At 66.9% G+C, this 26,765-nt stretch carries 24 protein-coding genes; 11 read left to right on the plus strand and 13 right to left on the minus strand.

Annotated features, from left to right (window positions below; genetic code table 11):
• Positions 1 to 50: 50 nt before the first annotated feature.
• The 10 genes from OHS03_RS28835 to OHS03_RS28880 all read right to left on the minus strand — a co-directional run bounded on the left by OHS03_RS28835 (position 51) and on the right by OHS03_RS28880 (position 12,015).
• A complete protein-coding gene (locus OHS03_RS28835) occupies positions 51 to 989 on the minus strand; it encodes a DUF8832 domain-containing protein (protein WP_328658393.1) in 939 nt (312 codons plus the stop codon).
• Positions 990 to 1,044: 55 nt separating this feature from the next.
• Positions 1,045 to 2,472, minus strand: a complete 1,428-nt coding sequence (locus tag OHS03_RS28840; RefSeq protein ID WP_328658395.1) for an MFS transporter — start codon at positions 2,470 to 2,472, stop codon at positions 1,045 to 1,047.
• 138 nt (positions 2,473 to 2,610) lie between these two features.
• Complete coding sequence (locus tag OHS03_RS28845; RefSeq protein ID WP_328664457.1) at positions 2,611 to 3,237, minus strand: sterol desaturase family protein; 627 nt, start codon at positions 3,235 to 3,237, stop codon at positions 2,611 to 2,613.
• 128 nt (positions 3,238 to 3,365) lie between these two features.
• Positions 3,366 to 4,103 carry a FadR/GntR family transcriptional regulator gene (locus OHS03_RS28850; protein ID WP_328658397.1) on the minus strand — a complete coding sequence of 246 codons (738 nt, stop codon included), beginning with the start codon at positions 4,101 to 4,103 and terminating at the stop codon, positions 3,366 to 3,368.
• A gap of 91 nt (positions 4,104 to 4,194) precedes the next feature.
• On the minus strand, positions 4,195 to 4,836 hold the full coding sequence (locus OHS03_RS28855; RefSeq protein ID WP_328658399.1) for a hypothetical protein: 642 nt from the start codon (positions 4,834 to 4,836) through the stop codon (positions 4,195 to 4,197).
• Entirely contained in the window at positions 4,833 to 6,524 is a 1,692-nt protein-coding gene (locus OHS03_RS28860; protein ID WP_328658401.1) for an ABC transporter family substrate-binding protein, read from the minus strand. Before OHS03_RS28860 ends, OHS03_RS28855 begins: the two co-directional genes overlap by 4 nt.
• The gene (locus OHS03_RS28865; protein ID WP_328664458.1) at positions 6,521 to 8,197 is read right to left on the minus strand and encodes an ABC transporter family substrate-binding protein; all 1,677 of its coding nucleotides are present in this window, start codon (positions 8,195 to 8,197) and stop codon (positions 6,521 to 6,523) included. The genes OHS03_RS28860 and OHS03_RS28865 overlap by 4 nt, the downstream gene beginning before the upstream one ends.
• 34 nt (positions 8,198 to 8,231) lie before the next feature.
• The gene (locus OHS03_RS28870) at positions 8,232 to 10,076 is read right to left on the minus strand and encodes an ABC transporter ATP-binding protein (protein WP_328658403.1); all 1,845 of its coding nucleotides are present in this window, start codon (positions 10,074 to 10,076) and stop codon (positions 8,232 to 8,234) included.
• Positions 10,073 to 11,041: an ABC transporter permease subunit gene (locus OHS03_RS28875; protein ID WP_328658405.1), complete on the minus strand. Its 969-nt coding sequence runs from the start codon at positions 11,039 to 11,041 to the stop codon at positions 10,073 to 10,075. Before OHS03_RS28875 ends, OHS03_RS28870 begins: the two co-directional genes overlap by 4 nt.
• The gene (locus OHS03_RS28880; protein ID WP_328658407.1) at positions 11,038 to 12,015 is read right to left on the minus strand and encodes an ABC transporter permease; all 978 of its coding nucleotides are present in this window, start codon (positions 12,013 to 12,015) and stop codon (positions 11,038 to 11,040) included. The genes OHS03_RS28875 and OHS03_RS28880 overlap by 4 nt, the downstream gene beginning before the upstream one ends.
• 86 nt (positions 12,016 to 12,101) lie before the next feature.
• Here OHS03_RS28880 and OHS03_RS28885 point away from each other — a divergent pair, with 86 nt between their 5' ends.
• On the plus strand, positions 12,102 to 12,929 hold the full coding sequence (locus OHS03_RS28885) for a Cof-type HAD-IIB family hydrolase (RefSeq protein ID WP_056822356.1): 828 nt from the start codon (positions 12,102 to 12,104) through the stop codon (positions 12,927 to 12,929).
• A gap of 74 nt (positions 12,930 to 13,003) precedes the next feature.
• Here the strand turns inward: OHS03_RS28885 and OHS03_RS28890 are convergent, their stop codons facing one another.
• Positions 13,004 to 15,400, minus strand: a complete 2,397-nt coding sequence (locus OHS03_RS28890) for an N-acetylmuramoyl-L-alanine amidase (protein WP_328658409.1) — start codon at positions 15,398 to 15,400, stop codon at positions 13,004 to 13,006.
• A 217-nt stretch (positions 15,401 to 15,617) separates the two neighbouring features.
• On the opposite strand from OHS03_RS28890, the gene OHS03_RS28895 reads away from it, so the two are divergent.
• Positions 15,618 to 17,078, plus strand: a complete 1,461-nt coding sequence (locus OHS03_RS28895) for a SpoIID/LytB domain-containing protein (RefSeq protein ID WP_328658410.1) — start codon at positions 15,618 to 15,620, stop codon at positions 17,076 to 17,078.
• Between the two features lie 21 nt (positions 17,079 to 17,099).
• On the opposite strand, the gene OHS03_RS28900 is transcribed toward OHS03_RS28895, so the two are convergent.
• Positions 17,100 to 17,636 carry a MarR family winged helix-turn-helix transcriptional regulator gene (locus OHS03_RS28900; protein WP_328658412.1) on the minus strand — a complete coding sequence of 179 codons (537 nt, stop codon included), beginning with the start codon at positions 17,634 to 17,636 and terminating at the stop codon, positions 17,100 to 17,102.
• 67 nt (positions 17,637 to 17,703) lie between these two features.
• Between OHS03_RS28900 and OHS03_RS28905 the strand changes: the two genes are divergently transcribed.
• Positions 17,704 to 18,711 carry an EamA family transporter gene (locus OHS03_RS28905; RefSeq protein WP_328658414.1) on the plus strand — a complete coding sequence of 336 codons (1,008 nt, stop codon included), beginning with the start codon at positions 17,704 to 17,706 and terminating at the stop codon, positions 18,709 to 18,711.
• Between the two features lie 14 nt (positions 18,712 to 18,725).
• Here OHS03_RS28905 and OHS03_RS28910 read toward each other — a convergent pair whose 3' ends face one another.
• Positions 18,726 to 19,352 (minus strand): TetR/AcrR family transcriptional regulator, encoded by a 627-nt coding sequence (locus OHS03_RS28910; RefSeq protein WP_328658416.1) that lies wholly within the window; start codon positions 19,350 to 19,352, stop codon positions 18,726 to 18,728.
• 103 nt (positions 19,353 to 19,455) lie between these two features.
• Between OHS03_RS28910 and OHS03_RS28915 the strand changes: the two genes are divergently transcribed.
• The 8 genes from OHS03_RS28915 to OHS03_RS28950 all read left to right on the plus strand — a co-directional run bounded on the left by OHS03_RS28915 (position 19,456) and on the right by OHS03_RS28950 (position 26,685).
• Positions 19,456 to 20,166, plus strand: coding sequence for an SDR family NAD(P)-dependent oxidoreductase (locus OHS03_RS28915; RefSeq protein ID WP_328658418.1), 711 nt, complete (start codon positions 19,456 to 19,458; stop codon positions 20,164 to 20,166).
• A gap of 56 nt (positions 20,167 to 20,222) precedes the next feature.
• Positions 20,223 to 20,981 (plus strand): MerR family transcriptional regulator, encoded by a 759-nt coding sequence (locus OHS03_RS28920; RefSeq protein ID WP_328658419.1) that lies wholly within the window; start codon positions 20,223 to 20,225, stop codon positions 20,979 to 20,981.
• 136 nt (positions 20,982 to 21,117) lie between these two features.
• Complete coding sequence (locus OHS03_RS28925) at positions 21,118 to 21,651, plus strand: hypothetical protein (protein WP_328658421.1); 534 nt, start codon at positions 21,118 to 21,120, stop codon at positions 21,649 to 21,651.
• A gap of 31 nt (positions 21,652 to 21,682) precedes the next feature.
• Positions 21,683 to 22,093, plus strand: a complete 411-nt coding sequence (locus OHS03_RS28930) for a hypothetical protein (RefSeq protein WP_328658423.1) — start codon at positions 21,683 to 21,685, stop codon at positions 22,091 to 22,093.
• Between the two features lie 24 nt (positions 22,094 to 22,117).
• Complete coding sequence (locus OHS03_RS28935) at positions 22,118 to 22,663, plus strand: hypothetical protein (protein ID WP_062989430.1); 546 nt, start codon at positions 22,118 to 22,120, stop codon at positions 22,661 to 22,663.
• Between the two features lie 89 nt (positions 22,664 to 22,752).
• Positions 22,753 to 23,418, plus strand: a complete 666-nt coding sequence (locus OHS03_RS28940) for a hypothetical protein (RefSeq protein WP_328658425.1) — start codon at positions 22,753 to 22,755, stop codon at positions 23,416 to 23,418.
• 109 nt (positions 23,419 to 23,527) lie between these two features.
• Entirely contained in the window at positions 23,528 to 24,766 is a 1,239-nt protein-coding gene (glf, locus tag OHS03_RS28945; protein WP_328658427.1) for a UDP-galactopyranose mutase, read from the plus strand.
• The gene (locus tag OHS03_RS28950; protein ID WP_328658430.1) at positions 24,763 to 26,685 is read left to right on the plus strand and encodes a glycosyltransferase; all 1,923 of its coding nucleotides are present in this window, start codon (positions 24,763 to 24,765) and stop codon (positions 26,683 to 26,685) included. Before glf ends, OHS03_RS28950 begins: the two co-directional genes overlap by 4 nt.
• Positions 26,686 to 26,765 lie beyond the last annotated feature (80 nt).

The raw sequence follows: 26,765 nt of genomic DNA on the forward strand, positions 1-26,765 counted from the left end.
CGTTCCTGATAGCAATTCTTGCTGAGAGGTCGCGGGTAGAACAGGTGGGGTCAGTGGCCGTGGCCGGGTATGCCGAGGTCGGCGGGTGCGCTGGTCGGGGCGGGGTTGCTCGCACCGGCGGCGTTCGGCGTGGCGACCCGCACCGTGAACTCGGCGGTGCGCACCACGCCCTGGTGCTGGAAGTCGAGGAACAGGCGGTAATCGCCCGCGCTCGGCGCGTTCACCACGAAATCGATGCCGGGCCCGGCGGGGGTGACTCCGTCGCCGGGTGAGCCTTCGGGGTGAACGTGCAGGTAGGCGAGGTCGGCGGCCCGGAGCGCGACCAGGTGGCCGTAGGCGCCGAGGTAGGGCTGGAGGTCGGTGACCGGGGTGCCGTTGCGGCTGACCGTGAGCGTCACCTCCGACGCGGTACCCGGCGTGACCGCGCCGTTCAGCGCGACCGTGTACTCGCCGACCTGCGCGGTGGCGGCCGGGGCGGGGAGTGCCTGCACGTCGTAGTTGCCTGCCACGCGCAGATCGGCGCCGAGCGTCAGGTTCGACCCGCCCACTGGGGTGAAATCGGCGTAGACCCGGTAGTCACCGCCCCGACTGAGGTTCAGCGGAACAGTCCAGGTCCCGGCCGGATCGAGGACGGGGTGGACATGCTGGAAACCCGCCATGTCGCGCCGGACCACGATCAGGTGCAGGTCCTTGTCGTGGCTGTTCACGTACTTCGTGACCGGCACGCCGTTCGCGTCGAGGATGCGAAAACTCGTCGGCGACTGCGGTGCGGTGGTGGTGTCGGGCTTGTCCAAGGCGAGTGTGTAGCCCTGATCGGTGGCGAGTAGTCCGCCCGGCAGATCGGCAGACGGCGCCGCCGCGCTCGCGTGCTCGCCGTGCCCGGCCGGTTCGGAAGGTTCCGGACCGACCAGGGCGCCGACGGCCAGAGCGATCCCGAAGACCGCCGCGAGGCCGAGGGCGAATCCGGCGAACTTGCCTGTTGCGTTCATCGGGATGCTCCGTATCCGTTCAGTCTGCGAGTCGGTTAGTTTTTACCATACCCCCCTAGGGTATTTTGTCAACAGTCGCGTCGGCCTTGTCCGCGGCCGGGGTCCGCATGGTCGCCGCGGTGATGCCCGCGCCTGCCAGGGCGAGCACGCCCGCCCCGAGGAAGGCCGCGGAATAGCCGTCGGTCAGCGCCGAGGTGTCGCCGAGCTTGCTCGCGCCGAACGCGGCGGCCACCGCCGTCATCGCGGCCAGGCCGAGCGCCGAACCCACCTGGTAGCTGACGTTGACGATGCCCGAGGCCAGTCCGCCTTCCTCGGGACGCGCCGCCGAGATGGCGGTGCCGAGCGAGGGGATGAAGGCCAGCGACATACCCCCCGCGGCTATCAGTGAGGCGGGCAGCACGTCGACCCAGAAATTGCCGGTCGGTCGCACCAGCGACATCACCCCGAGGCCGAGGCCGAGCATGATCAGGCCGGTGACGATCATCGGCTTCGCGCCGAAACGCTGCATCGCCTTCGGCGCGAGAACCACCATGCCGAGCATGATCAGCGTGGTCATCGGCAGCAGTGCCGCACCCGACGGGAACGCGCTGTAGCCGAGTACCTGCTGTAGGTACAGGTTGAGGAAGAACCACATCGGTACCCACGCGGCGGCCAGCGCCAACTGGGCGAAGTTAGCGGCGGCCAGGTTCGGTGCGCGGAAGATGCTCAGCCGCATGAGCGGTTCACCGCGCCGGGACTGGATCACGACGAAGCCGGCCAGCAGCGCAGCGGCCAGCACCAGCACGCCCCAGGTCTCACCCGAAGCCCAACCGACCTCCGGTGCCTGCACGATCGCATAGACGGCGGTGGCCAAGCCGGTTGTCACAGTGACGGATCCAGCGATATCCAGAGATCCCTTGCGCGCCGGGGCAGCGGGCATCAGCAGCGGCACAGCGATCAACGCGAGCACCGCGATCGGAATATTGATGTAGAAAACCCAAGGCCAGCTGATGTATTCGGTGATCACGCCACCGAGAAACACCCCCGCCGTACCACCGGCGGGCGCGGCCGCGCCATACACCGCGAGCGCCTTGGTGAGCTCCTGCGGCGAGCCGCCGAACAGCATCATCAGCAGCGTGAGCGCCGACGGTGCGATCAGTGCCGCGCCACCACCTTGAATCGCCCGACCCGCCAACTCGACGCCGACATTGCTTGCCGCACCGGCGATTACGGACCCGACACCGAGCACCACCCACCCCGCGGCGAACACCCGGCGAGCGCCGAGCAGGTCGGAGAGCCTGCCGCCGAGCAGCAGTAGACCGCCGAAGGCGACCACGTAGGCGTTGAACACCCACGTCAGATTGCCCGGCGTGAATCCGAGTTCGGCCTGCATCTTCGGCAGTGCGATCCCGATGATCGAGGTGTCCATGATGACCATGAACTGCGCGGCGGCGATCACCGCCAGCGCCCACCGCTTCCGGGTGGATTGCGATTGCGTAGTCACGACTTTCGTCCTTTCGAGCGGAGTGCTTCTCGTGCTCGGTACCATACCCCCCTAGGGTATTTACCTGTCAAGCAAAAACCCGGCTCGCGTAGTGGTGCGAGCCGGGTCTGAGTGCTGTCCCGAGGTGGTGCCTCGGACCTAGTCGGCGTGGAGGTTGCGCGCCGTGGGGGAAGTCGGTGTCGTGGCCGGGTCGGGGGCCGTGCCGAGGAGGCGGTCGGCGGTGCCGGAGGTGGTCACGGTGAACCAGTAGTGCTCGTTCTTGTAGTGGTGGTGGCGGTGATTGCGCCAAATTGCCCGGTAGAGGGCATGTTTCGGCTTGTAGTCGGTGTGGATCAGGTAGTGCGTCCACTCGTAGAGCAGGCCGAGGGTGGTGATGGTGAGCAGGAAGGTGAGGCCGAGGCCGGTGCGGGGGAAGGCGAGTAGGGCGATCGCGACCAGGGCGACGATCGTGAGCAGCAGAGACTTCGGCGGGATGAAGATCAGCGGGATGTCGCGCGGATCGACGTGGTGCTCGCGGTGTTTGCGGGCCAGTTCGCTGTCGATGGTCAGGGGGCCGAGATGTCTCGGGCGCCAGTGCAACACGGTGACATGGATGACCCATTCGATCACCGGGAACGCGGCCAGGATCAGCACGGGGACGAGAGCGTCGGTGAGCTGCCAGTCGCCGATGGCGACGCGAGTGGTCACCGCGACCACGAAGACCGCGGCGATCATCCAGGGTGACGGATGCCGAAGGAATTCGCGGGCTGCCTCGCTCAGGGGCATACTGCGCCGGATCGCACGCGGCGAGCCGCGGTCGGGAGTTCGGCGGCGTTCGGTCGCACGGGTTTCGTCGGCGTTGTCGTGCGACGTCGTTGTCGGACGGTGCTCGGTCATATCATTCCTCGGGTAATTCACGCCACGTCGAGGGCATGGATCAGGGCGGTGGTCGCCGGCTCGAGCAGTGCTCGGGCGGAATCGGCGGCCCGTTCCGGCTCGCCCGCGGCGATCGCGGCGGCCAGGTCTCGATAGGCGTCGGCATTGCCCACCTCGGCGGACATGATCGGCGCCAGCGCGGCCAAGGCGGGTTCGTAGGCGGCGCGCAGCATGGAATACATCAGCCGGAAGGCGATCGAATCGGCCAGATCGAGGATATGGTCCCAGAATTCGAGGGCGATCAGCTGCTGGGTAAGGGGATCGGATTCGGCGACAAGGGAATCGACGGATTCGCGCAACACCGCCAATTCGCCCCCGATCCGCGGATCGGTCGCACCTCGCGATCGAACCCGCGCGGCGGCGAGCTCGGCGATCTTCGGTCCGTTGTGCAGCCGCGCCTCGAGAATGCTGCGTGCGACCGCGGGATCGATGGAATTCCCCCGAAGCAACAGTCGCGGCAGCACCTCCAGCCCAGCGCTGCGCCGATAGTCGAGCACAGTCGTCGCCTCGCCTTGCCGAACGGCAACCAGCCCGGCCGCGGCCAGCCGCTGCAACGCCTCCCGCACCGCGGGTCGTGAAACTCCCAACGCCTCGGCCAACTGCCGCTCACTCGGCAACGTGCTCCCCGCCGCCAACTCCCCACCCAGCACTTCGGCGGCGATCTGCTCGAACACATCACCGGAAACCGAGCGCTTCACCACGGGAGTCCATGCCATACCCCGATAATGCGCCTTCGATGGTAAGAGGTCAAGTGGTCAGACCAGTTGCGGCCACTGAGGTGAGTATCGGCCGAGTAGAACCCCCAGGTCAGCTGGGGTCGGAGCCTCGGATGGCGGAGAGCCAGGTGAAGGCAGCGGCGGCGACCGTGGTGGTGGCGACGAACGCTCCGAGGCCGCCGCCCATGACGTAGACCCAGAGCAGGCCGACCAGGGGAGCGCCGATCGCGGGCTGGAGATCGAGGATCACACGGCGGGCCACCCCGACAGCGGGTGGATCGGTGGGGCGAGTGGGGTTGTCGACGAGCTTGCCCGTCGGCTCGGTGGTGCGAACGCGGCCCGACGGGTAGAAGCGAGTGTTGCCCTGGCGGATGGATCGGCCGAGCAGTTCTAGTTCGGTCGGAGTGAGCACCGACAATGCCGGCTCATAGAAGACCGGCTGCCACACCAGACGATCACCACTGCCGATCTCCAGCCACGACCGGCTGACCAGTCGATATTGCTGCCGAACCCGTTTACCACGCACCGTTCCTATCGCAACCAACCCCGTGGGAAACACACCGAAGGCAAGCCCCAATTGATAAGCGGTGTAAGCGAGTACAGCGAGAGCGACCACGGCGAGCGCACTCAGCTGATCGATATCCGCGAACGGCACCCACGCGGCGACGACCGCGAGGGTGCCGCTCGTGACGAGCAGCGGATAGGTGAGTGCGCGCGCCGGGCCGGAACTCACTTCAGGAAGCCGACCTTGGTGTAATCGGCCGAGGCGAGGCCGAACGCGCCGAAGTTCGCCAGATTCTCGCGGGTCGCCACGGCTCCGGCGGACTGCACGAGCGGCAGCGAGAACCCTTCTTCGAAGATCATTCGATCGGCCTTGTTGGCCAATTCGATCGCCTTCTGTGGATCGAGTTCCGCGATGGTCTCCTTGATGAGCGCGTTGAGCTCAGGGGAACCGATGCTGCCGTAGTTGCTCAGCTTGTTCGCCGGATCGTAGTAGTAGATCTGGGGGAGCGCACCGAGTGGGAAAATGCTCTTCATCCAGGCGAATTGGGCGATATCGAAGTTGCCGGGATCGATGATGTCAGTGAAAAAGGCTGTACCCGGATAGGTTTCGATGAGCAGCTTCACCCCGATCTCCGCCAGGTTCTGTTGTGTGATCGTGGCGACCTGGACCTGTACATCGTTCTGGGCCATCACATCGCGGATCACCAGCTGACGGCCGTCCTTTTCGCGGACGTCACCGTTGAGCTTCCAGCCCAGTTCGTCGAGCATGCGGGCCGCCGCGGCCGGGTCGAAGGACACCGACTCGGCATTGTCCTCGAAACCGGTCTGGCCGACCAGGTACAGGTGGTTGTTCAGCGGCTTCGGGTCGGTGACCAGACCGTTCTGAATGGCGGTGGCGATCGCCTGCCGATTGATGCCCTTGGAGATCGCGATGCGCAGTTTCGGATCCGCGAGCAGGGCACCGGGTGCGCCGTTGAAGGTCGTGTGCATGAACCGATTGGCCGGGGCTCGGCGAACCTGGATGCCGGGTGTATTCGTCGCGGTCTTGATCTCGTCGATGGTGCTCAACGGATCGACGGCGTCGAGTTCGTTGTTCTGCAGCGCGCTGAGTTGGGCGGCGCTGTCGAGGATGCTGTAGGTGACATTGGTGAGTTTGGGAGTGTCACCCCACCATTTCGGGTTGCGGCTGAGCACGATCCGCTGCTGGGCGCGGTCGATGGAGGTGATCATGAACGGTCCCGCCGACAGCGGCATATCGTTGCGATAGAAGTCGTCGAAGGCTTGCGGTGTGGCAGTGGCCTGCTGGGGATACAGGGGGTTGAACAGCCCCTTCCACTCCGCGTAGTGCTCGGCGAAGGTCACGATCGCCTGCCTGTCGTCGACGCCGCGCTCGACCTTCTCGACGCTGCTGTAGGCCTGGGTCGCCGAGACCTTGAAAGCCGGGTCACGACCGCTCAGTGCGCCGACTTGGGACCGCAGGTCGTTCCAGGTGATCGGGGAGCCGTCGGACCACACCGCTTTCGGGTTGATCGTGTATTCGATCGTTTGCGGGTTGGTGTTGATGAGCTCGACGGAGGTGAAGTAGTTGGTATCGGTGGTGAGATTTCCGGCGGCGTCGGCGGTGATAGTGCCCGGGATGGTCCAGCCGGTCACCTCGCTCACATAGCCATCTGAATCGACATGGCTGCTGTTGAACGTCGCCGGGAAGCCGGGAATGGCCAGCCGAAGATTGCCGCCGTCCTGCACGGCATCGCGTTCCTGCGGATTGATGTCATTGACCGAGCCGATTGTGCTCGAACCCGATTGCACGTCCGTACCGGACCCACAACCGCCGAGCACCAACGTCAAGGCGAAAACAGGTACCGCGATGCGGAGACCGGCCCGGCGTAAACGCCTGGCGTGAGTAGCAGTGGTCATTTCGTGAATCCGATCTTCGTGTAGTCGTAGGTTGCCAATCCAGGGGAGCCGATGTTGGCGAGGGTGGTGCGGGCGCCGAAGCTGCCGTCGGACTGCATCAGGGGCAGGGAGTGGCCTTCTTCGAATACCTTGCGGTCGACCTGGTTCGCGAGGTCGATGGACTTCTGTGGGTCCAGTTCGGTGAGGGTTTGTTCGATGAGAGCGTTGAGTTCGGGGGAGCCGATGCGGCCGTAGTTGGCTTGAAGGTCGGTGGGGTCGTAGTAGTAGATCTGGCGGATGCTGCTCAGCGGGAAGGGGTCGCCCTCGTAGACGTACTGGGCGGCGTCGAAGTCGCCGGGCTGGATGACATCGGTGAACAGACCGGCGGCGGGCTTGGTGTCGATGTTCAGCTGCACGCCGATGGCGGCCAGGTTCTGCTGGATGATCTGGGCGATCTGGACCCAGGTGGGGTCGTTGTACATGACATCGCGGATGACCAGTTTGCGGCCGTCCTTCTCGCGCACCTCGCCGTTGAGTTTCCAGCCGAGGTCGTCGAGTTGCTGTGCCGCGGCGGCGGGGTCGAAGCCGAGACTGTTGTCCTGGTACCCCTTTTGGCCTTGCAGGAAGACATGGTTGTTCAACGGCTTCGGGTTCTCGACCAGCCCGTTCTGCATCGCGTTGACGATCCCCTGACGGTCGATGGCCTTCGAGATGGCCACGCGGACGCCTTCTTCGGCCAGGATCGAGCCGGGTGCGCCGTTGAAAGTGATGTGGCGCCAGCGATTACCGGGAGCGCGACGTACCACCAGTCCCTCGGTGCCACGCACCGTCTTCACATCGTCGAGGGTGGTCAGGCGAATGAGGTCGAGTTCGTTGTTCTGCAACGCCTGGACCCACGATGTGGCGTCGAGCACGCTGTAGGTGATGGTGTCGAGAACTGGCTTGTCGCCCCACCACTTCGGGTTGCGACCCAGGGTGATTCGACCCTGAGCGCGGTCGGTGGCGCTGACGACGAACGGCCCGGCGGTGAGCGTGATCGCGTCGGTGAGGCTGGTGTTGAAGGCCTCCGGCGTGCTGGTCACCGACTTCGGGTAGAGGGCGGAGTTGCCGGAGAACTGACCGCGCCAGTCGGCGTAGGGCTTGCTGAAGGTGAGGACGGCCTGTTGGTCGTCGACACCTCGCTCCACCTTGTCGACGAATTCGAAACCATTGGTGATCGCGATCAGATAGCTCTTGTCCCGGCCGCTGAGCGCGTGCGCTTGCGAGGCGAGGTCTTCCCAGGTGATCGGCGAACCGTCCGACCAGACGGCTTTCGGATTGATCGAATACGTCACCTGCATCGGATCGGAGCCGGTCAGCTGGATATCGGTGAAGAAGTCGGTGTCGACGCTGAGCTGGCCCGCCGCGTCGATCTCGTAGGACCGCGGCAGCATCGCGCGCACGATGTAGCCGATCTCGCCGTTGTTGCCGTCATTGGAGAGGATGTTCCAGTTGGCGGGGTAGCCGGTGGTGGCCAGGCGCAGGTTGCCGCCCTCGCGGAGTTGGTCGCGTGGGGTGGGGTTCACGTCGCTGGTGGTGCCGATCGCATCGCTGAGACCGGTGGCCGATTCATCGGCGCCGCCACACCCCGCCACGATCATCCCGGCCGCCACTACCACTGCGGCACAGCGCAATCGGGCTCCACGTGCGTGCATGCGTCGGGTTCTCATGGCACCTCCTGCTCGGGTCCTACCCGCTGACGACGGGTTCCGGTACGGCCGCGATGAGCGAGCGCGTGTATTCGTGCTGAGGATCGGCGAAAATCTGCTCGGCCGGGCCGGATTCGACGATCTTGCCCTGCAACATCACCGCGATGTCGTGGGCGAGATTGCGCACCACCGACAGGTCGTGGGAGACGAACAGGTAGGACAGGCCGTGCTCGGCCTGCAGGTCGCGCAGCAGGTTGAGCACGCCCGCCTGGATCGAGACGTCCAGAGACGAGACGGGTTCGTCGAGTACCAGCAACTGGGTGTCCAGGGCCAGCGCGCGGGCGATGCTGACGCGCTGCTTCTGGCCGCCGGAGAAGTCGGACGGGTAGCGATCGGCGTGTTCGGGACGTAATCCCACCTGCCGCAACAACTCCGGCACCCGGCGATTGACCTCTTCGCGAGACCGGCCATCGATGCGCAGTGGTTCGGCGAGGACGTCGAAGATCGGCAGGCGCGGGTCGAGTGAGGAGCTGGGGTCCTGGAAGACGATCTGCATCTTGCGGCGGATCTCACGGGTGCGGGCCTTGGTGAGGGTGGCGACGTCGTTGCCGAGCACCTCGATGCTGCCCGACTGCGGTCGCGCCAGGTCCATGATCTGCGACAGGGTCGTCGACTTGCCCGAACCGGATTCGCCGACCAGCGCGAGGGTGCGGCCCGCGCGGACCGAGAAGCTGATGCCGTCCACCGCGCGGACCTCGCCGGTGCGGCGGCGCAGCAGCACGCCCGAGGTGAGGGGGAAGGTCTTCACCAGGTCGGTGACCCGCAGGACCACCTCGTCGTCGGTGCGGTCGGGGTGGGCCGGGGTCGGGATCTCCTCGCGGTAGGCGTCGAAGAGCTGGTGGCTGCCGACCTCGGCCGTGCGGATGCAGGCCACCGAGTGGCCGGGGCTCACCTTTTCCAGCGGGGGCTCGGCGGCGACGCAGTCGCTGATCGCGACCGGGCAGCGCGGCGCGAACGAGCAGCCGGGCGGCAGGGCGTGCATGGCTGGCGGGGCGCCGAGGATGGGGATCAGCGGGGTGCGCGGCGGGCCGTCCATGCGCGGGATGGAGCCGAGCAGGCCGACGGTGTACGGCATGCGCGGCGTCGCGAAAAGCTCTGCGACCGGCGCGGTTTCGACGACCTTGCCCGCGTACATCACCGCGACCCGGTCGGCGACGGTGGCCGCGATGCCCATGTCGTGGGTGATCATGATGACGCCCGCGCCGGTGATATCGCGCGCCTCGCGCAGCAGGGTGAGGATCTGCGCCTGCACAGTCACGTCGAGCGCGGTGGTCGGTTCGTCGCAGATGATCAGGGCGGGATCGTTGGCGATGGCCATAGCGATCACCACGCGCTGGCGCATACCGCCGGAGAACTCGTGCGGGAAAGCCCTGGAACGAGCCCTGGCATCGGTGATGCCGACGAGTTCGAGCAGCTCGACGGCTCGCTCGCCCGCTTCCTTGCGGCTCATTTTCCCGTGCGCGAGAAGGGCTTCCGCGATCTGATCACCGACGCGGTACACCGGGGTCAGCGCGGAGAGCGGATCTTGGAAGACCATGCTGATCGAGGAACCGCGCAGCTTCGACATCTGCTTGTCGCCGAGGCCGAGCAGTTCGCGGCCGCGCAGGCGCACCGATCCCTGCACCCGTGCCTGGTCGGGCAGCAGGCCGATCACCGCGAGCGAGGACACCGACTTGCCCGAACCGGACTCGCCGACGATGGCGAGCACCTCGCCGTCGGCGACGGTGTAGTTCACCCCGCGCACGGCCTCGACGCGGCCTTCCTCGCCGGGGAACGAGACCCGCAGGTCGGTGACTTCGAGCAGGGGTGCGGTCGACGCGGTCATCGCTTCTCGGCTTTCTTCAACTCCACCTGCGCCTCGTTCTTGTGCTCGGCGACTTCCTTGCGCGATTTGCGCGCGCCACGGGCACCGGGGTCGAAGGCATCACGCAGACCGTCGCCGACCAGGTTGGCGCTCAACACGATCGTGATCAGCAGGCCACCGGCGAACAGGAACAACCACGGGTAGGTGAGCGCCGATTTGGTGCCCGCCGCGATCAGCGAACCCAGCGACACATCCGGTGGTTGCACGCCGAAACCGAGGAAGCTCAAACCGGTTTCGGCGCTGATCGCCGCACCGACCGCGAGGGTGGTGTCGATGATCAGGATCGAGGCGATGTTCGGGATGATGTGACTGAGGATCACAGTGCGGGTCGGTGCGCCCATATACCGTGCGGCGCGGACGAATTCGCGATCACGCAGGCTCAGGGTGAGGCCGCGGATGATGCGCGCGGCGATCATCCAGCCGAACACGCTCAGCAGCACGATCAGGATCGCGATCGACCCCGAACCCTTGGTGCGCGGCGCGAACAGCGCGATGATGATGAAACTGGGGACCACCAGCAACAGATCGACGAACCACATGATCGCGCGGTCGGGCCAGCCGCCGAGCAGTCCGGCCACCGCGCCCGCCGTCGCGGCGATGACGCTGGAGCAGATCGCCACGCAGAAACCGATGATCAGGGACTTCTGCAGTCCGCGCATGGTCTGGGCGAGTACGTCCTGACCGATCTGGGTGGTGCCGAACGGGTGCTCGAGGCTCGGCGGCTTCAGCAGCGCCTTGTAGTCCATCTGCTGGTAGTCCCACGGCAGCAGCGGCGGCAGTACGAAACTGGCCACGAACATCAGCACCAGGATCACCGCACCGACCACGGCGGGCTTGTTGCGCAGGAAGCGTCGCCACACCAGTTTGCGGCGACCGGCCGCGGCGATCTCGGGCGCGCCGACGGCGATGAGTTCGGTTTCGGTCATGAGACACGCACCCTCGGATCGAGCAGGGCAAGGACGACATCGGAGAGCAACCCCGATACCAGCACCACCAGGCCGGCGAACGCTGTCACCGTCACCACCACGTAGAGGTCCTGGGAGTTGATCGAATCGATCAGCCATTCGCCGACACCGTGCCAGCCGAAGATCTTCTCGACGAAGGTGGCGCCGGTGATCAGGGCGCCGAGACTGTAGGCGAACAGCGTCGCCATCGGGATCAGCGCGGTGCGCAGGCCGTGTTTGTAGAGCGCGTGATTGCGGGTCAGGCCTTTGGCTCTCGCTGTTCGGATGAAATCGCTGCCGAGCACATCGAGCATGGCGTTGCGCTGGTAACGGCTGTAGCCGGCCATGGCGCCGAGCGCCAGCGCCAAGGTGGGCAGCACCAAATGCTGTGCGCGGTCGACCATTTGGTTCCAGAACCCGTTGACCTGTGTGGCAGACGTTTCGCCGGTATAGAGGAAGATCTGCGTCCCGGTCATCGTATTCACCTGCAGTGCGCCGTATTTCAACAGCGTCGCCAGCAAGAAGATCGGCGTCGAGATGATCAGCAGCGACAGCACCGTCGAGAAATAGTCGCTGAACTTGTACTGCCGGATCGCCCCCGCCGCGCCGATCAGCACGCCGAGCACGGTGCCGATGACCGAACCGAGAATCAGCAGCCGCAGACTCACCGCCACCCGTCTGCCCAGTTCCTCGCTCACCGGCTGCCCGGCCAGGGTGGTCCCGAAATCGCCGTGCACGACGCCGCCCAGCCAGCTGAGATAGCGCTGTGGGATCGGCTCGTCGAGATGCAACTGGTCGGCCTTCGCGTCGATCACCGACTGCGGCGGGCGCGGGTTGCGCTGCTCGAGGCTCTCGAGCGGGTTGAATGTGAGTGAGGCGAGGCTGAAAGTCAGAAATGATGCCAGCAGAAGGAGCACAACGTAGTTGAGTGTGCGCCGCACCAAGAAGCCGGTCATCAGTCCCCTCTGGATCGGGTAATCAGGCCCTGATCATAGGGACAGTCCGTCGTCCTCGCGTGGCGACGTGCGGCAGGATAGACGGGATGACGAACCTGCACCCGAAACCGCAGCTGGTGGCCAGCGACGTCGACGGCACATTGATCGACGACTCCGACAAGGTTTCGGCGCGCACCAAGGCCGCCGTCGGAGCGCTCGTCGCCGACGGCGCCACCTTCGTGCTCGCCACCGGCCGCCCGCCCCGCTGGATCGACCCGGTCGTCAGCGAACTCGGGTACGCACCGCTCGCGATCTGCGGAAACGGCGCTGTCATCTACGACAGTGCGACCGATCGGGTGCTGTCCAGTCACACCCTCGACGTCGACACATTGAGCTGGCTGGCCGAAGTCGCCGAACACGCGCTGCCCGGTTGTGGGCTGGCGACCGAGCGGGTCGGGGCCAGCGCCCACGACGCCGTGACCCAGCAGTTCGTCAGCTCGCCGACCTACGAACACGCCTGGCTCAATCCCGACGACACCGTCGTCTCGCACGCCGAGGTCATCGACTCCCCCGCGATCAAGATGCTCATCCGGCTCAGCTCGGCCCGCAGTTCCGAGATGCGCGCCGCCCTCGCCCCGCTCATCGGCGACCGCGCCGAGATCACCTACTCCACCGAGAGCGGGCTGATCGAGTTGGCGGTGCCGAAGGTGACGAAGGCGTCCGGACTGGCCGAGGTGGCCCGACGGATCGGCGTCGAGAATTCGTCGATCGTGGCGTTCGGCGACATGCCCAACGATGTGCCGATGCTGGCGATGGCCGGGCACGGCGTCGCGATGGGCAACGCGCACCCGGAGGCTCGGGCGGCGGCGGACGAGGTGACCGGCAGCAATATCGACGACGGTGTGGCGATGGTGCTCGAGCGCTGGTGGCGATAGCTCCGACGACACAGTAAAACGGCCGGTGCCCCTCGCTCGGAGGGTGCACCGGCCGTTCTTCGCCGTGACCGGGTTCAGCCGGTCGGGGCGGGCTCGGGGGCAGGCGGGTCAGCCGGGGCTTGTTCGGCAGGTGCCGGTTCGACCGGGGGAGCCTGCTGTTCGGCGGGTACCTGTGGAGCTTCGGTCGGGGCAGGCACGGCAAGTTCGAGCGTGGGGTGGGTCGCCGCCTGTCCTGGCTTCGGCTGTCCGTTCATTTCCTGCTTGTAGGTCTCGTCGTAGGTCTTCCAGAACGTGGTGACGATGCCCGTGAGCTCGTTGAGCACCAGTGAACCGTGCTGGAAATCGGTGCGGAGACCGTTCGGGACCAGGTAGGAACTGGCGGTCGGCAGGCCGAGTACGCCCGAGTCGGCGCCGAGGCTCAGGTAGCGGTCGAGAATCGCGCCGACCACCTCGAACACCGCACCGCCCTCGTCCGCGTAGACGAAACCGTTGGCGAATTTCGCGTACTGACGGCCCTGCGCGCCCGCGAGCAGGTCCGACTGCGGCGCGCCGAGCGGCCCGTCGACCCCGCCCTTTGCCACCCAGTGCTTGGCGATCGCGTTGTCGCCGGACAGGCCGAGGAACTTGTCGACCATCGCGCCCAGCTCGGCCATGTTCCCCTGCGGGGCACGGGCCTGCTGACTCGGCGGGCGATTCGCCGTCGGGGGCGAGGTATAGGTGCCGGAATTGCCCGCCGCGATCCCGCGGATGCGATCCATCAGCGCATAGGCGGCGTCGCCGGGGCAGTCGGTGTTGCCGACATCGCGGTGGGCGAACACCACCGGCAGGTCGACCGCTTCGTCGTACTCGTACGGCGTGAACTCGGTGCCCTCGGAGTACATCGTGGTCGTGCCCTTGGGGTTGATCCCGGCGAGCTTGGCCCGCCAGCCGATGAACTTGCCGATCGCGTTGAGCGACTCGTTGCTCGGGTCCTCGTTCTCGTAGTTGCCCATCAGCGCCACACCGGCGGTGTTCTCGTTGAAACCACCCGCGTGCGCGCCCTGCACCGCGCGGTCGAGGCCACCGTAGCGGCCCTCGAAGATCTGGCCGTACTGGTCGACCAAGGCGTTGTAGCCGATGTCGCACCAGCCGAGCGTTTCGGCGTGATAAGCGTAGATCGCGCGGACGATGCCCGCCGATTCGGAGCGGCTGTATTCGTTGCGACCGGCCGTGTGGTGCACGGTGATGCCGCCGACGCCGTCGTCGTAGGTGGGTTCCTGGCAGCGGATCGACTCGTCGGCACCCCATTGCGCGCGGGTGATGACCTTCGGTCCGCCACCGGGCAGCGCCGCCGCGACGTCGTTGAGCGCGGCATCGATCGCGGCCCGGCCCGGATTGATCAGGACGGCCTTGAGCGCGGCCTCGGTGAGGTGGGCCGGGTCGTGGTCGGGGCCTGCGGCGGGCTTGCGGGTGACCAGCATCTGCACCGCGGTGGTCTCGCCGACGTAGATCGGTTCGGTGCCGGTCGGTGCGTCGGCGGGAGTCTGATCGGTGGCCCTGGTGTCGACCGGATCGGCGTTGTACCAGGGGCCCCAGTTGCCGTCCAGCTGGCGAGCCCGGAGCTTTGTTGTGGTGTTCGCCAGGTCGCGGGCGGTGAGAGCGACCATGCTGAACGGCGTGTCCTGGGTGATTTCCTTGACCTGCGCGCCCACCTGGTCGATGACGTCGGAGCCGACCGCGCCGGGGGAGAGGGCGGGGGTGTCGGGGGTGGTGCCGGGTTCGAGATTCTCCGGGTCAGCGATGAATTTTGCTCCGGTGGAACGGCTTTGGGCTACCGGTGCGCCGGCGGGAGGTGCGGCCGCGGCGGGGGGCGGTGCGGCGGGCGCCGGTGCCGGTTGAGCGGGAGCCGCAGGTGCGGCTGGAGGCTCGGGGGCCGGGGCAGGCGCGGCCGGAGCCGCTGGCGCACCGGGCGCGGGAGCCGCCGGGGCAGGAGCGCCCGGAGGTTGGGCTTGGGGGACCGCGGCCGGCGGAGCCGGGGGCGCGGTGGGGACCGAGGTACTCGGGACCGGTGGGCGCGCGGGCGGTGCGGCGGGGGCGGGTGTCGCGGCGCCCGGCGTGGCCTGCTGCGTCGGGGTCGACTGCGGCTTGGTCGGCAGCTGCGGCAGCGGGATCTCGGTGGGCAGCGCCACGCCCGGGGGGACCGGCAATCCCGGCGGAATCGGAATCGAACTCGGCAACTGCAACATGCGCAGGTCCGACAGGTGCAGGTCGGGCAGGTCGAGGCCGGTCAGGTCGCGCAGCGGAACCGTGATGTCGGGAATCGAGGTCAGCGCGACCTCGGCCAGCTGCGTCGGCACGGCCGCGACCTGGGAATCGTTGGCGCTGCGGTAGTCGGTCGAGTCGCTGAGAGCGAACGCGCCGATCGGTGCGGCGACAACGAGGGTGGTGACCACCGGGAGCACGTAGGAACGTTTCGGCTTTCGGTATCTCACGTGCGGCTCCTATCAGGGTCGAGCTCGTGTTTTTCCCCGCATGTGATGCTTGCTTCCTCTAACCTCACGCATCACACTAGTTAACATACGTCACATATCTCAACCTCAACTCGAGACTTATGTGATTGCTCGAATGTAGCCCTCGGATCCCGCCCGGCGACGACGACATGCCGACGCGAGCTCCGCCGGTCGAACCATGAAACCGTGGGAGCACAGTATGAGAGCGGACACCAAGATCACCCGCAGTACCGGCCGTGGCACCCGTCGCCGGGCTGTGCCGGTCATCCGAACCGTGCCGCTGCCGCTGCTGGTCAGCGGTACTGTGCTGGCGTTGACCGGGGCGATCGGGCTGTGGCAGATCCTGCCGGGTCAGATCACGCCGACCGCAGGCGCGGGACACGGTCGCGGGATGAGCCAGGTCGGCGCCTTCGACAACGCGCGGGCGGGCTGGACGGCCGAGGAGATTCTCGGCCACTACTACCCCGGAGCTGATCTCGGGCAAATCGGGGCGACAGAGATCGGTGTCCGCCTCCAGGCGCAGGACGACGCCACCCTCGACACCTTCGCCGCCGCCGGTGCGCAGGTCGCCGGTCGCATGATCGGCCCAGGCGACGCGGCCCATCTCACTCCGCTGCCCGACGGCGGGGCGAACGTGGTGGTGACCGCGGGCTGCGACGGCGAGGTGTTGTGGCAGGCCGCGACCGACGATCCGTTCGTCTATCCGATCGGCGCCGGTGCGGGCAGGCCTGCCGAGGAACACCTGACCCTGTGCGGTGGCACGGCCTATCGTGGCGCGCTCGGTGTGGCGCTCGAAGGCGAGTCCTTCCGCACCGTCAACCAGGTGGACCTCGACGACTACCTCGCCGGCGTACTGCCCGCGGAGATGCAGGCCAACTGGGCCGACCAGGGCGCCTTCGAAGCCTTACGCGCGCAAGCGATCGCGGCCCGCTCCTACGCGCTGGCCGAGAGTCGTTACGACTACGCCCAGACCTGCGACACCACCGACTGCCAGGCCTATCCCGGTACGGTGAAAGAGGATTCGCGCAGTACCGAGGCGGTCGCCGCGACCACGGGCACGGTGTTGTTACGTGACGGGCAGATCCTGCGCTCGGAATACTCCGCGGCTCCCGACGGCGGTCGGCCCGCCGATATCGAAACCTTCGCGGTCGGACCGGCGCCCAGTGACCTCGTCGAATCCGCCCCGCCCCCTGCGGTTCCCGCCGTACCGGCCGAGCCTGATCTGACCATCGAAGCGCTGGCGGGTGAGTCGGTGATCGACACCGAGTATCGGCGGATCGGCGGCGCCAACAGCGCGGTAGGCGAGCCGATCGGCCCGGAAATGCTGCTGCCGCAACGGGCAGGCACGTATCGGCTGTACACCAACGGTGTCATCGTCGCGACACAGACGCTCGGCGCGCAGGTCGTCGACTTCTCCACGCTGCTCCAGCTCGTCCCCGACGCGGGTGATCAGTTGCCCGCGACGGCTTCGGGCAAGCCAAGGCTGAAGATGCCGGAAGGTGGTTTGTCCCAGTTGGGTTCGCCCGGCGGTGCGGGGGGCGTGCAGATTCCCTCGGTTGCCGACGTCAGGGGCGAACCCGTCCACGGCCCGGTGAACCCCGGGGTGCACGACGGCGGATACGGCCCGGCCGCTGGTCCCGGCATCCACGACGGGGAGTAACCGCGCTCGGCGCTGTTCTGGTCAGTCCAGCGTGGTGTCGTCCAGTGCGACGGCCAGGGTGCGCAGCAGGTCGGCGAGTTGCTCGCGATCCGTGGCACCGAGGGTGGCGAGCAGGCGCTGCTCGTTGGCCACGTGCAGCGGCAGCAGCCGGTCGACGAGTTCGCGGCCCTCGGCGGTGAGCTGCACGAAGACGCAGCGGCGATCGTCGGGGGACGGGACGCGCCGGACCAGGTTCTTCGCCGCCAGACGGTCGATGCGGTTGGTGATGGCGCCCGAGGTGACCATGGCGGCCCGGTTGAGCGCGCCTGCGGTGAGGCCGGTCTCGCCACCGGAGCGACGCAGCGTGGCCAGCACGTCGAACTCCCAGAACTCCAGGCCGTGACCTGCGAAGAAGCGCTTCAGATCCTGTTCGAGCACGCGCGAGAGTCGGGTGATCCGACCGATGATCGCCATCGGTGACACGTCGACATCAGGGCGTTCGATGTTCCAGTGCTCGGTGATCAGGTCGACCGCGTCGCGCATCTCTTTTCCCTCTCGGTTGAAACTCTTAATGTTCATCTACTTGACGAAGAGATATCTCGGCGAGTAGATATTTCAATGTTGAGATTATCAATCAGGAGTGAACATGACGACCGCAACCCGCTCCACCGGCTACGCGGGCACCCTCGCGCTCACCGCCCTCACCCCGATCGTGTGGGGCTCCACCTACGCGGTGACCACTGAATTCCTGCCGCCCGACCGGCCGCTGTTCACGGCCCTGATGCGCGCGCTGCCCGCCGGGTTGGTGCTGCTCGCACTGACCAGGGTGCTGCCGCACGGTCAGTGGCTCGGTCGGGCCGCGGTGCTCGGCGTGCTCAATATCGGCGCGTTCTTCCCGCTGCTGTTCCTGGCCGCGTATCGGCTGCCGGGTGGGGTCGCGGGGGTGCTCGGCGCGGTGGCGCCGATGTTCGCGCTCGGATTCGCCGCGGTACTGCTGGCCGAAGCGCCGTCGAGGCGGAAGGTGATCGCGGGTGTCGTCGGTGTGCTGGGAGTCTCGCTGGTGGTGCTTCGCGGCACTGTCGAACTCGATCTGATCGGCGTGCTCGCCGGGCTCGCCGGTGCGGCCTCGATGGCGGCGGGCACCGTGCTCACCAAGAAGTGGGGACGACCCGATGGCGTCGGCCCGCTGGCGATGACCGGCTGGCAGCTCACCGCGGGCGGACTGTTCATCGCGCCGCTCGCCCTGCTGATCGAAGGCGCGCCGCCCGCGCTCGACGGACAGGCCATCGGCGGGTACCTGTACCTCGGCGTCATCGGCACCGCGCTGGCCTACTGGCTGTGGGTGCGCGGAATCTCGCGGGTGCCTGCGACTTCGGTGTCATTCCTCGGGCTGCTCAGTCCCGTGTCGGCCGCGGTGATCGGTTGGATCGCGCTGGGTCAGGCGCTGACCGCTCTGCAGATCATCGGCCTCGGCGTCGCTCTCGCGGCCACGGTCTTCGGACAGATGCCGTCCAGGTCGGTCGACCGTTCGGCCGGAGGTGTTGTGGGAGAACAGGTGCCGCCTGTGGGTGATCCGGTCGAACGCCGCGACGATGCCGAGCCGACAGTGAACTCGGTTGCGCCGGAATTGGTTTCGGCGGCTAATCGGGTCTGAGCGTGCCGATCGGGTCAGCCGCGCATCGCCTGCATCAACTGGTCCTCGGTGAGGGCCGGAACCGGCAGGGGGTGCGCGGCTTTCGCGCGTAGGCCGTCGAAGATGAGGGCGAGGTTGCGCCGCCAGATGTCGGGGGCGACGGTGCTGGTGGCGGCGAGAACGCTGATGTGGGACCAGGTGATGAAGGCGATGTCTTCGAGGGTCCAGTCCGGACGCAGGGCGCCTGCCTCCTGGGCGCGGGCGATGATGCGGCGCATGAGGCCGTGGCCGTATTCGCGTGCGCGCTCGACGGCGGCGCTGGGGGGATTTCGCAGGGCGAGATCGCCGAGAATGCGGTCCGCCGCCTGGAGTTCGCAGATCTTCTCGACCAGAAAGACGAACGACTCCCACGGGTCGGTGAGCGCGAGTGCCTGTTCGGCGACCCGGCCGCCTGCTTCCAGGCGGTCCGCGGCGGCGGCGGCGATCAGTGCGTCGCGGGTGGGGAAACGGTTGTAGAGGGTGCCGATCGCGACGCCCGCGCGGGCGGCGATGTCTTTGAGCGGGGCGTCGAGGCCGCGTTCTTCGAAGACCTCGCGGGCTGCCGTCACGAGCGCGGCGCGGTTGCGTTCGGCGTCGCTGCGCAACGGCTTGTCCTCGGGCATCCGCTGATCCTACAAATCTGGTGGTCGAAATATCTTGAGCATAGGTTCAACTTAGTGCTACGTTCGGCATAACTTGAACCAACACTCAACTTAGGAGCACCTGATGAGTACGCTCGCGATCTTCGGCTACGGACCAGGACTCGGCGCCGGGACGGCACAGCACTTCGGCCGCAACGGTTTTCGGATCGCGGTGATCGGCCGCGAACCGGTAGAGCGCGCCGCGGCCCTGCGCGCGGAGGGCATCGATGCCGAACCGTTCGTCGCCGACGTCACCGATCCCGCGCAAGTGCTCGACGTGGTCGGCCGGGTCGAGGAGAAGCTGGGGCCGATCGATGTCGCGCTGCATTCGGCGGCCGCCGACATGTCGGTACGCAGCGCCACCACCATCGACGTCGACCTGCCATCACTCGAGCTACCGATCGCGCTCAAGGTGTACTCGCCGATCCTTCTCACCCGCGCCTTGCTGCCCGCGATGATCGCCCGCGGCAGTGGCACGCTGCTGTTCACCTCCGGCGCCTCGGAGGAGTTTTTGCAGCCCTACCTGGCGAATGTCGGGGTCGCGCTGGGAGCGCAGCGCGCCTACGTGCGGCAGTTGGCGCGCGAAGTGGAAGGCACCGGTGTCTACGTCGGGCTGTTCGCCATCGGCTCGCTCATCGAGAACAGTGCGGTCCAGTCGGTCATCGACGCGAATCCCGACCTCGTGCCCGCCGGGCTGGTGCTGCCGCGGATCGGTAATGCCGAGCTGGGCGCGCGGTTGTGGCGCATGTACACCGAGCGCGACACGGTGGAGGTCGAAGTCGGCTTCGCGTCTTGACCTTGACGTAGCGTCAACTTGCAGAGTGGAGGAACCGGCGAGAAAGGGAGCAGGTCATGGTGGGTGAATGGTCCATTCAGGACCTCGCGAAGGCCGCGGGAACCACCAGTCGTACGTTGCGCCACTACGGGCAGCTCGGGCTGTTGGAGCCGAGCCGGATCGGGGCCAACGGCTATCGCTATTACGACCAGACCTCTCTCGTTCGACTGCAGCGAATCCTGCTGCTGCGCGAACTCGGCCTCGGCCTTCCCGTGATCGCCGAAGTCCTCGCCGGCGAACAGGACACCGCCGGTGCGCTGCGGACCCACCTGGAACTGCTTCGGCAGCAGCAGGATCGGGTGGCGCGGCAGATCGAGTCGGTGTCGACCACTTTGCACAAGACGGAAAGAGGTGAACCGCTTATGGCCGCAGAGGTTTTCGACGGTTTCGACCACACGCAGTACAGGGACGAGGTCACCGAGCGCTGGGGCAAGGAGGCCTACGAGAGCGGTGATCGCTGGTGGCGCTCGCTGACCGATGCCGAGAAGAAGCGTTTCCAGCAGACCCAGCTCGACATCGCCGCCGACTTCGGGAAGGCCTTTACCGCAGGGCTTCCCGTGGAAGGCGACGTCGTCCAGGCGATCGTCGCCCGGCATCGTGCCTGGCTCGGTGACGGCACGCAGGGCAAGCCGGTGTCGAACGAATACCTGCTCGGCCTCGGCGAAATGTACGTCGCCGACCCGCGCTTCCGCGGCAACTACGACGTGCACGGCGAAGGCGTTGCCGAGTACATCCTGGAAGCCTTCCGGGCTTACGTCGCAGCGCATCCCGCCTGACGGGCTGGTGGGCGGGCGGTCGCACTCCGAGCGGGCATCCGCACCCGGGCAGTCGGTGTCCGGGTGCGGTTGTCGTCGAGGACACTAGGCTGCCGAAGACCGAATGATGTGCTGCACGAGGTCGCGAGGGGGAGCGATGGATGACCAGCAAGGACCGCAGGGTCATGTGCCGCAGAAGAGCGAATCGTTGTCGAGTCCGCCCGTCGCTGTCTTGCTCGGCGGCATCGGGTCCGTCGTGGTCGGGCTGTTCGGGCTGAGCCGAGCCGCGGCGGCCCTCTCGGCTCTGCACGCTACGTCCACCCGATGGAAACAGTCGCAACTGCCCGTCGATTGGAATCTCCAGATGCTCGAGCATCAAATCGACCTCGCGGTCGGCGCGGTGCTCGCGGTGTTGCTCGGGTTGGGCGGAGTCCTGGTGCTCGGTCGGCGTGCGCGCGGACTGAACATGGTGATCATCGGTAGCGGGCTCGCGATATTCGCGCTCTGGGGCGCAGCGTCGATGTCTGCCAGCTCCGACGAGCTGGTGTTCTTCGTCCTGTACTCGCTGCTCCCGTGCGGGACTCTGCTCGCCGCGCTGCTCCCATCGAGTCAACGATGGATTGATTCCGGGCCGAACGCCCAGCTCGCACAGTCGAACACCCCGCACCCGCCGGTTCCGCCGTATAACTGACGGCGACGTCGACAGATTTGCGGGGGCAGTGGTGGAACAGGTGCGGCCGGAGCGGCCTTCGCGAGCGGTGACCGCGCTGATCGCGGGCCGGCTCGGGGTGCTGGTCGGCGCGGCGGGAATCTTCGTCGGCACGGCGACCGCCGTACTGCGGGCAACAGGGCGCGAGATCGACCTCGATTACGTGGGCGCTGGGATCGTGGGTGGGCTCGGGGTGGTCTATCTGGTCGGGGCGATGCTGCTGTTGCGGCGACGGATGGTCGGCAGGCGGTTACTGCTCAGCACGGCGGCGGTGATGGCGGGGGCGACCTTGCTGGTCATCGTGCTCAACGGGGCCAGCCATGGATGGGGGGTCGGGCCGCTGGATTTCTGGTTGATCGTCAATGTGGTGATCCTCGCGCTCAGTCTGAGCGAGCCGACGCGGCGTTGGACCACTACGCGTTGAGGCTGTCCGGGATACGGTCGGGGGATGGTCGTGCTGGAGACGAAGTCGAAGAGCGGTGAGGTGGCGGCGATCGTGGCCGTGTGCCTCGCGGGGTGCGCCGCGGTGGCGAATCTGGTGGGGGCCGTGGTTCTCGTGCGGTCGTTCCTGAGCGATCCGGGCGAGCTCGACGACTCGCTGACGCTGTTCGCCACGCTCGGCGCGCTGGTGTCGGTGTTCGCGTTCGTCTACGGCGGCGTGCTTGTGGCGCGGCGGGACGAGGCCGGGCGATGGGTGATCATGGTCGCCGCGGGCACGCAACTCGCCCTCGGCGTCCTCGGCCTGCTCGCCACGCTCGTGAACTACGACTCCGGGTACGGGATCCACTGGTTCGCCGACGAATCCGTCGTTCGTTCGCTTCTGATCGGCCTCGGTGGGGTACCCGGTGCCGTGACGGCGATCGTGAATCACAGTTGGGCGGCGGCACTTTCGGGTGCGGTGTTCGGTGGGCTCGTGCTGTCGGCCGCGGCGCTGCCGCAGACCGCGGCGCACACCCTCGCTCGCCCGGAAAGTGTTGTCGGACCGAACGTATAGTTTCAGCAGGTCAGCATCGCCGCGGCGGGTGCTGCGAGGCCGCGACGCGAGATGCGGCCACAGGTACAGCTTGTCAGGAGGGGGACACCATGGGGTATCCGTACGGTCCACAGCAGGGCCACGACCCATACGCGGGACAGGGGTACGCGCAACCCGGCTACGGGCCCGACCCGTACGGGGGTCAGCAGGGTTACCCGCAGCCCTATGGCGCACCCGTCCAAAATGGTTATGGCGCACCGGCTTACGGCGCACCCTATTCGTACGCACCGGGCTACGGTGAGCCGCGAGCAGGCGGCGGCACGGCGATCACCGCCGCGGTGATCTCACTGCTGCTGTCACTGATCGCATTGGGCGGCCTCGGTATCGCCGCGGCGTTCCTGTTCGGCGAGGACACCGGCCGCGCCGCCGGGGACGAGGTTCGATCCGCGGCAGCCGTCAGCCTGCTGGTCGGGGCCGCGGTGAGCCTGCTGTGGTTGCTCGGCGCGATTCTGCTGTTCCGTCGCAAGACCGCGGGCCGGGTGATTCTCATCCTGCTGTCCACGCTTGCCCTGATCTTCAGCGCGATATCGATCGTGGCGGCGGTCTCGAGCGGGTCGGAAGAGCCGGCGGTCACCCTGATCGGCGGCATCATCACCAGCCTCATCCCCCTCCTGATCCTGGTCCTGGCGGCCGCTCCGTCCACGGGCCGTTGGATCCGAGCAGGGCGGTCCGGCGGTTATCAGCACTACCCGCAGTACCCGCCTCAGGGGTACTGACGGTGGACTCGGGGTCGGTCACTTTCATCTGGGATGAATCGGCCCTGGTCAAAGCGTGGTCGGAGACTCCGCCGGGACAAACGGTGGTCTTCCGATACGCTGGGCACCCGTGACCGCCGCATCGTCCTCGGGTAATTCCGTCAACGCAGATTCCAACGCCCCGGCAAACCAGTACGACCTGATCGTGGTCGGCTCCGGTTTCTTCGGGCTGACCGTCGCCGAGCGTGCAGCGAACGTGCTGGGCAAGCGGGTGTTGGTGATCGACCGCCGCTACCACCTGGGTGGCAACGCCTACTCCGAACCCGAACCGGAAACCGGTATCGAGATCCACAAGTACGGCGCGCACCTGTTCCATACGTCGAACAAGAAGGTCTGGGACTACGTCACCCAGTTCACCGAGTTCACCGGGTACCAGCACCGGGTGTTCGGGCTGCACAAGGGCCAGGCGTACCCGCTGCCGATGGGTCTCGGCATGATCTCGCAGTTCTTCGGCCGCTACTTCACCCCGGAAGAGGCCCGCCAGCTCATCGCCGAGCAGGCCGCCGAGGTCGAGTCCGCCGACGCGCAGAACCTCGAGGAGAAGGCGATCTCGCTGATCGGGCGCCCGCTCTACGAGGCGTTCATCCGCGACTACACCGCCAAGCAGTGGCAGACCGACCCGAAGGAACTGCCCGCGGGCAACATCACCCGCCTGCCCGTGCGCTACACCTTCGACAACCGCTACTTCAACGACACCTACGAGGGCCTGCCCAAGAACGGCTACACCAAGTGGCTGGAGAACATGGCCGCCTCCGACCTCATCGAGGTCAGGGTGAACACCGACTGGTTCGACGTGCGTGACGAGATCGTCGCGGCCAACCCGGACGCCCCCATCGTCTACACCGGCCCCCTCGACCACTACTTCGACTACGCCGAGGGCGAATTGGGCTGGCGCACCATCGACTTCGAGACCGAAGTCCTCGAGACCGGCGACTACCAGGGCACCTCGGTGATGAACTACAACGACGCCGATGTCCCGTTCACCCGCATCATCGAGCCGCGCCACTTCCACCCCGAGCGCGACTACCCGACCGACAAGACGGTCATCATGCGCGAGTTCTCCCGCTTCGCGCAGACCGGCGACGAGCCGTACTACCCGATCAACACCCCGGAGGACCGCGCCAAGCTGCTGGCCTACCGTGAGCGGGCCAAGCAGGAGACCGCCGAGAAGAAGGTGCTGTTCGGCGGCCGTCTCGGCACCTACCAGTACCTCGACATGCACATGGCCATCGGTTCGGCGCTGAGCATGTTCGAGAACGTGCTCCGCCCGCACCTCGAATCGGGCGCGGCGCTGGTGGACGAGGCATGACCAAAGCGATGCTCGAAGACGTGACCACCGAAACTCGCGCCATCTCGCTGCTGCAGCGGGTGATCCTGCCGCGACCGGGTGAGCCCCTCGACGTGCGGACCCTCTACCTGGAGGAATCCACCACCAACGCCCGTCGCGCGCATGCCACCAGCCGCACCGCGCTGTCGATCGGCGCGGAGTCGGAGGTGTCGTTCTGCACCTACTTCAACGCGCTGCCCGCCAGCTACTGGCGTCGCTGGAGTGTGCTGAAGTCGGTGGTCCTTCGCCTGGAACTGGCCGGGCACGGCCGGGTGGACGTCTACCGTTCCAAGGCCGACGGCTCGCGAATTCACGTGCAGGGCAAGGAGTTCGCCGTCGCGCAAGGCGCGGACTCGGTGGACGTGGAGTTCGAAACCGATCTCGGCCCGTTCGAGGACGGCGGCTGGATCTGGTTCGATATCACCACCGACACAGCCGTCACGCTGCTGTCCGGCGGTTGGTACGCACCCCAGCAAGCGCCGGGGACGGGCTCCATCGCGGTCGGCATGCCCACGTTCAATCGCCCCACCGACCTGGTCAAGACGCTCGGCGCGCTCGGCTCGGATCCGTTGGTGCTCAACAACATCGCCGCGGTGATCGTCGCGGACCAGGGCAACCGCAAGGTCGTCGACGAGCCCGGTTTCACCGAAGCCGCCGCGACCCTCGGCGACCGGCTCGCCATCTGCGACCAGCCCAACCTCGGCGGCTCCGGCGGGTACAGCCGGGTCATGTACGAGGCGCTGAAGACCGACGCCGAGTACATCGTCTACATGGACGACGACATCGAGATCGAGCCCGACTCCATCCTGCGCGCCCTCGCGTTCTCCCGGTTCGCGAAGTCGCCGCTGCTGGTCGGCGGGCAGATGCTGAACCTGCAGGAGCGTTCGCACCTGCACAGCATGGGCGAGGTCGTCGATCGCTCGATCTTCATGTGGTCATCGGCGCCGAATGTCGAATACGACCACGACTTCTCGAAGTACCCGCTCAAGGACCGCGACAACTCCAAGCTGCTGCACCGACGTATCGACGTCGACTTCAACGGCTGGTGGACCTGCGTGATCCCGCGTCAGGTCGCCGAGCAGATCGGCCAGCCGCTGCCGCTGTTCCTCAAGTGGGACGACGTCGAGTACGGCCTGCGCGCGCGCGACGCCGGCTACCCGACCATCACCCTTCCCGGTGCTGCCGTCTGGCACATGGCCTGGTCCGACAAGGACGACGCCATCGACTGGCAGGCGTACTTCCACCTGCGCAACCGTCTCGTGGTCGCCTCCCTGCACCTGCCCGGTGACGGCAAGCCGATGATCGTGAACACGATCAAGGCCACCCTCAAGCACCTGCTGTGCCTGGAATACTCCACGGTCGCCATCCAGAACGAGGCGATCCGCGACTTCCTGGCAGGCCCGGAGGGTCTGTTCGACCTGCTCCCCACCGCGCTGGGCAAGATCCACGGCATGCGCAAGGAGTTCCCGGACGCGGTCGTGGTGCCCTCGTCCACCGAACTGCCGCTGGCCAATCGCCACGGTGTCGGCGCGGTCGGCGAACCGGGCAACCCGCTCGCCAAGGTCGCGCGCCTGGCCAAGGGCGTGGTGCACAACTTCCGCAAGGCCGATCCGGCCGCCTACGAGACGCCCCAGCTCAACGTGCCGACGCTGGACGCGCGCTGGTACCTGCTCTCGCAGGTCGACGGTGTCACCGTGACCACCGCCGACGGTCGCGGCGTCGTCTACCGCAAGCGTGACCCGCGTCAGGCCCGCGACCTGCTCAAGGAAGCGATGCGCCTGCGCAAGGAACTCACCGCCCGCTTCCCGGAGATGCAGCAGCGTTACCGGGCCGCGCACGCCGAGCTCACCAGCACGGCGGCGTGGGAGAAGACCTTCGGCCTGAACGGAACCGAGAAGTGACCGACACCGAACTGCCCGAGCTCGAACTGGCCGACGAAGGTTGCTGCGGCGGCTGCGATTGCAGCGGCGACTACGTCGAG

The sequence above is a fragment of the Nocardia salmonicida genome (assembly GCF_036142455.1).
Lineage (GTDB): Bacteria > Actinomycetota > Actinomycetes > Mycobacteriales > Mycobacteriaceae > Nocardia > Nocardia salmonicida.

Coding starts and splice junctions, on each gene's coding strand:
- OHS03_RS28860 (WP_328658401.1), bottom strand. CDS start 6,524: ATGACCACTGCTACTCACGCCAGGCGTTTACGCCGGGCCGGTCTCCGC.
- OHS03_RS28925 (WP_328658421.1), top strand. CDS start 21,118: ATGGATGACCAGCAAGGACCGCAGGGTCATGTGCCGCAGAAGAGCGAA.
- OHS03_RS28845 (WP_328664457.1), bottom strand. CDS start 3,237: ATGCCCCTGAGCGAGGCAGCCCGCGAATTCCTTCGGCATCCGTCACCC.
- OHS03_RS28950 (WP_328658430.1), top strand. CDS start 24,763: ATGACCAAAGCGATGCTCGAAGACGTGACCACCGAAACTCGCGCCATC.
- OHS03_RS28870 (WP_328658403.1), bottom strand. CDS start 10,076: ATGACCGCGTCGACCGCACCCCTGCTCGAAGTCACCGACCTGCGGGTC.
- OHS03_RS28905 (WP_328658414.1), top strand. CDS start 17,704: ATGACGACCGCAACCCGCTCCACCGGCTACGCGGGCACCCTCGCGCTC.
- OHS03_RS28835 (WP_328658393.1), bottom strand. CDS start 989: ATGAACGCAACAGGCAAGTTCGCCGGATTCGCCCTCGGCCTCGCGGCG.
- OHS03_RS28940 (WP_328658425.1), top strand. CDS start 22,753: ATGGGGTATCCGTACGGTCCACAGCAGGGCCACGACCCATACGCGGGA.
- OHS03_RS28895 (WP_328658410.1), top strand. CDS start 15,618: ATGAGAGCGGACACCAAGATCACCCGCAGTACCGGCCGTGGCACCCGT.
- OHS03_RS28900 (WP_328658412.1), bottom strand. CDS start 17,636: ATGAACATTAAGAGTTTCAACCGAGAGGGAAAAGAGATGCGCGACGCG.
- OHS03_RS28880 (WP_328658407.1), bottom strand. CDS start 12,015: ATGACCGGCTTCTTGGTGCGGCGCACACTCAACTACGTTGTGCTCCTT.
- OHS03_RS28935 (WP_062989430.1), top strand. CDS start 22,118: ATGGTCGTGCTGGAGACGAAGTCGAAGAGCGGTGAGGTGGCGGCGATC.
- OHS03_RS28875 (WP_328658405.1), bottom strand. CDS start 11,041: ATGACCGAAACCGAACTCATCGCCGTCGGCGCGCCCGAGATCGCCGCG.
- OHS03_RS28885 (WP_056822356.1), top strand. CDS start 12,102: ATGACGAACCTGCACCCGAAACCGCAGCTGGTGGCCAGCGACGTCGAC.
- OHS03_RS28915 (WP_328658418.1), top strand. CDS start 19,456: ATGAGTACGCTCGCGATCTTCGGCTACGGACCAGGACTCGGCGCCGGG.
- OHS03_RS28865 (WP_328664458.1), bottom strand. CDS start 8,197: ATGCACGCACGTGGAGCCCGATTGCGCTGTGCCGCAGTGGTAGTGGCG.
- OHS03_RS28920 (WP_328658419.1), top strand. CDS start 20,223: ATGGTGGGTGAATGGTCCATTCAGGACCTCGCGAAGGCCGCGGGAACC.
- OHS03_RS28850 (WP_328658397.1), bottom strand. CDS start 4,103: ATGGCATGGACTCCCGTGGTGAAGCGCTCGGTTTCCGGTGATGTGTTC.
- OHS03_RS28910 (WP_328658416.1), bottom strand. CDS start 19,352: ATGCCCGAGGACAAGCCGTTGCGCAGCGACGCCGAACGCAACCGCGCC.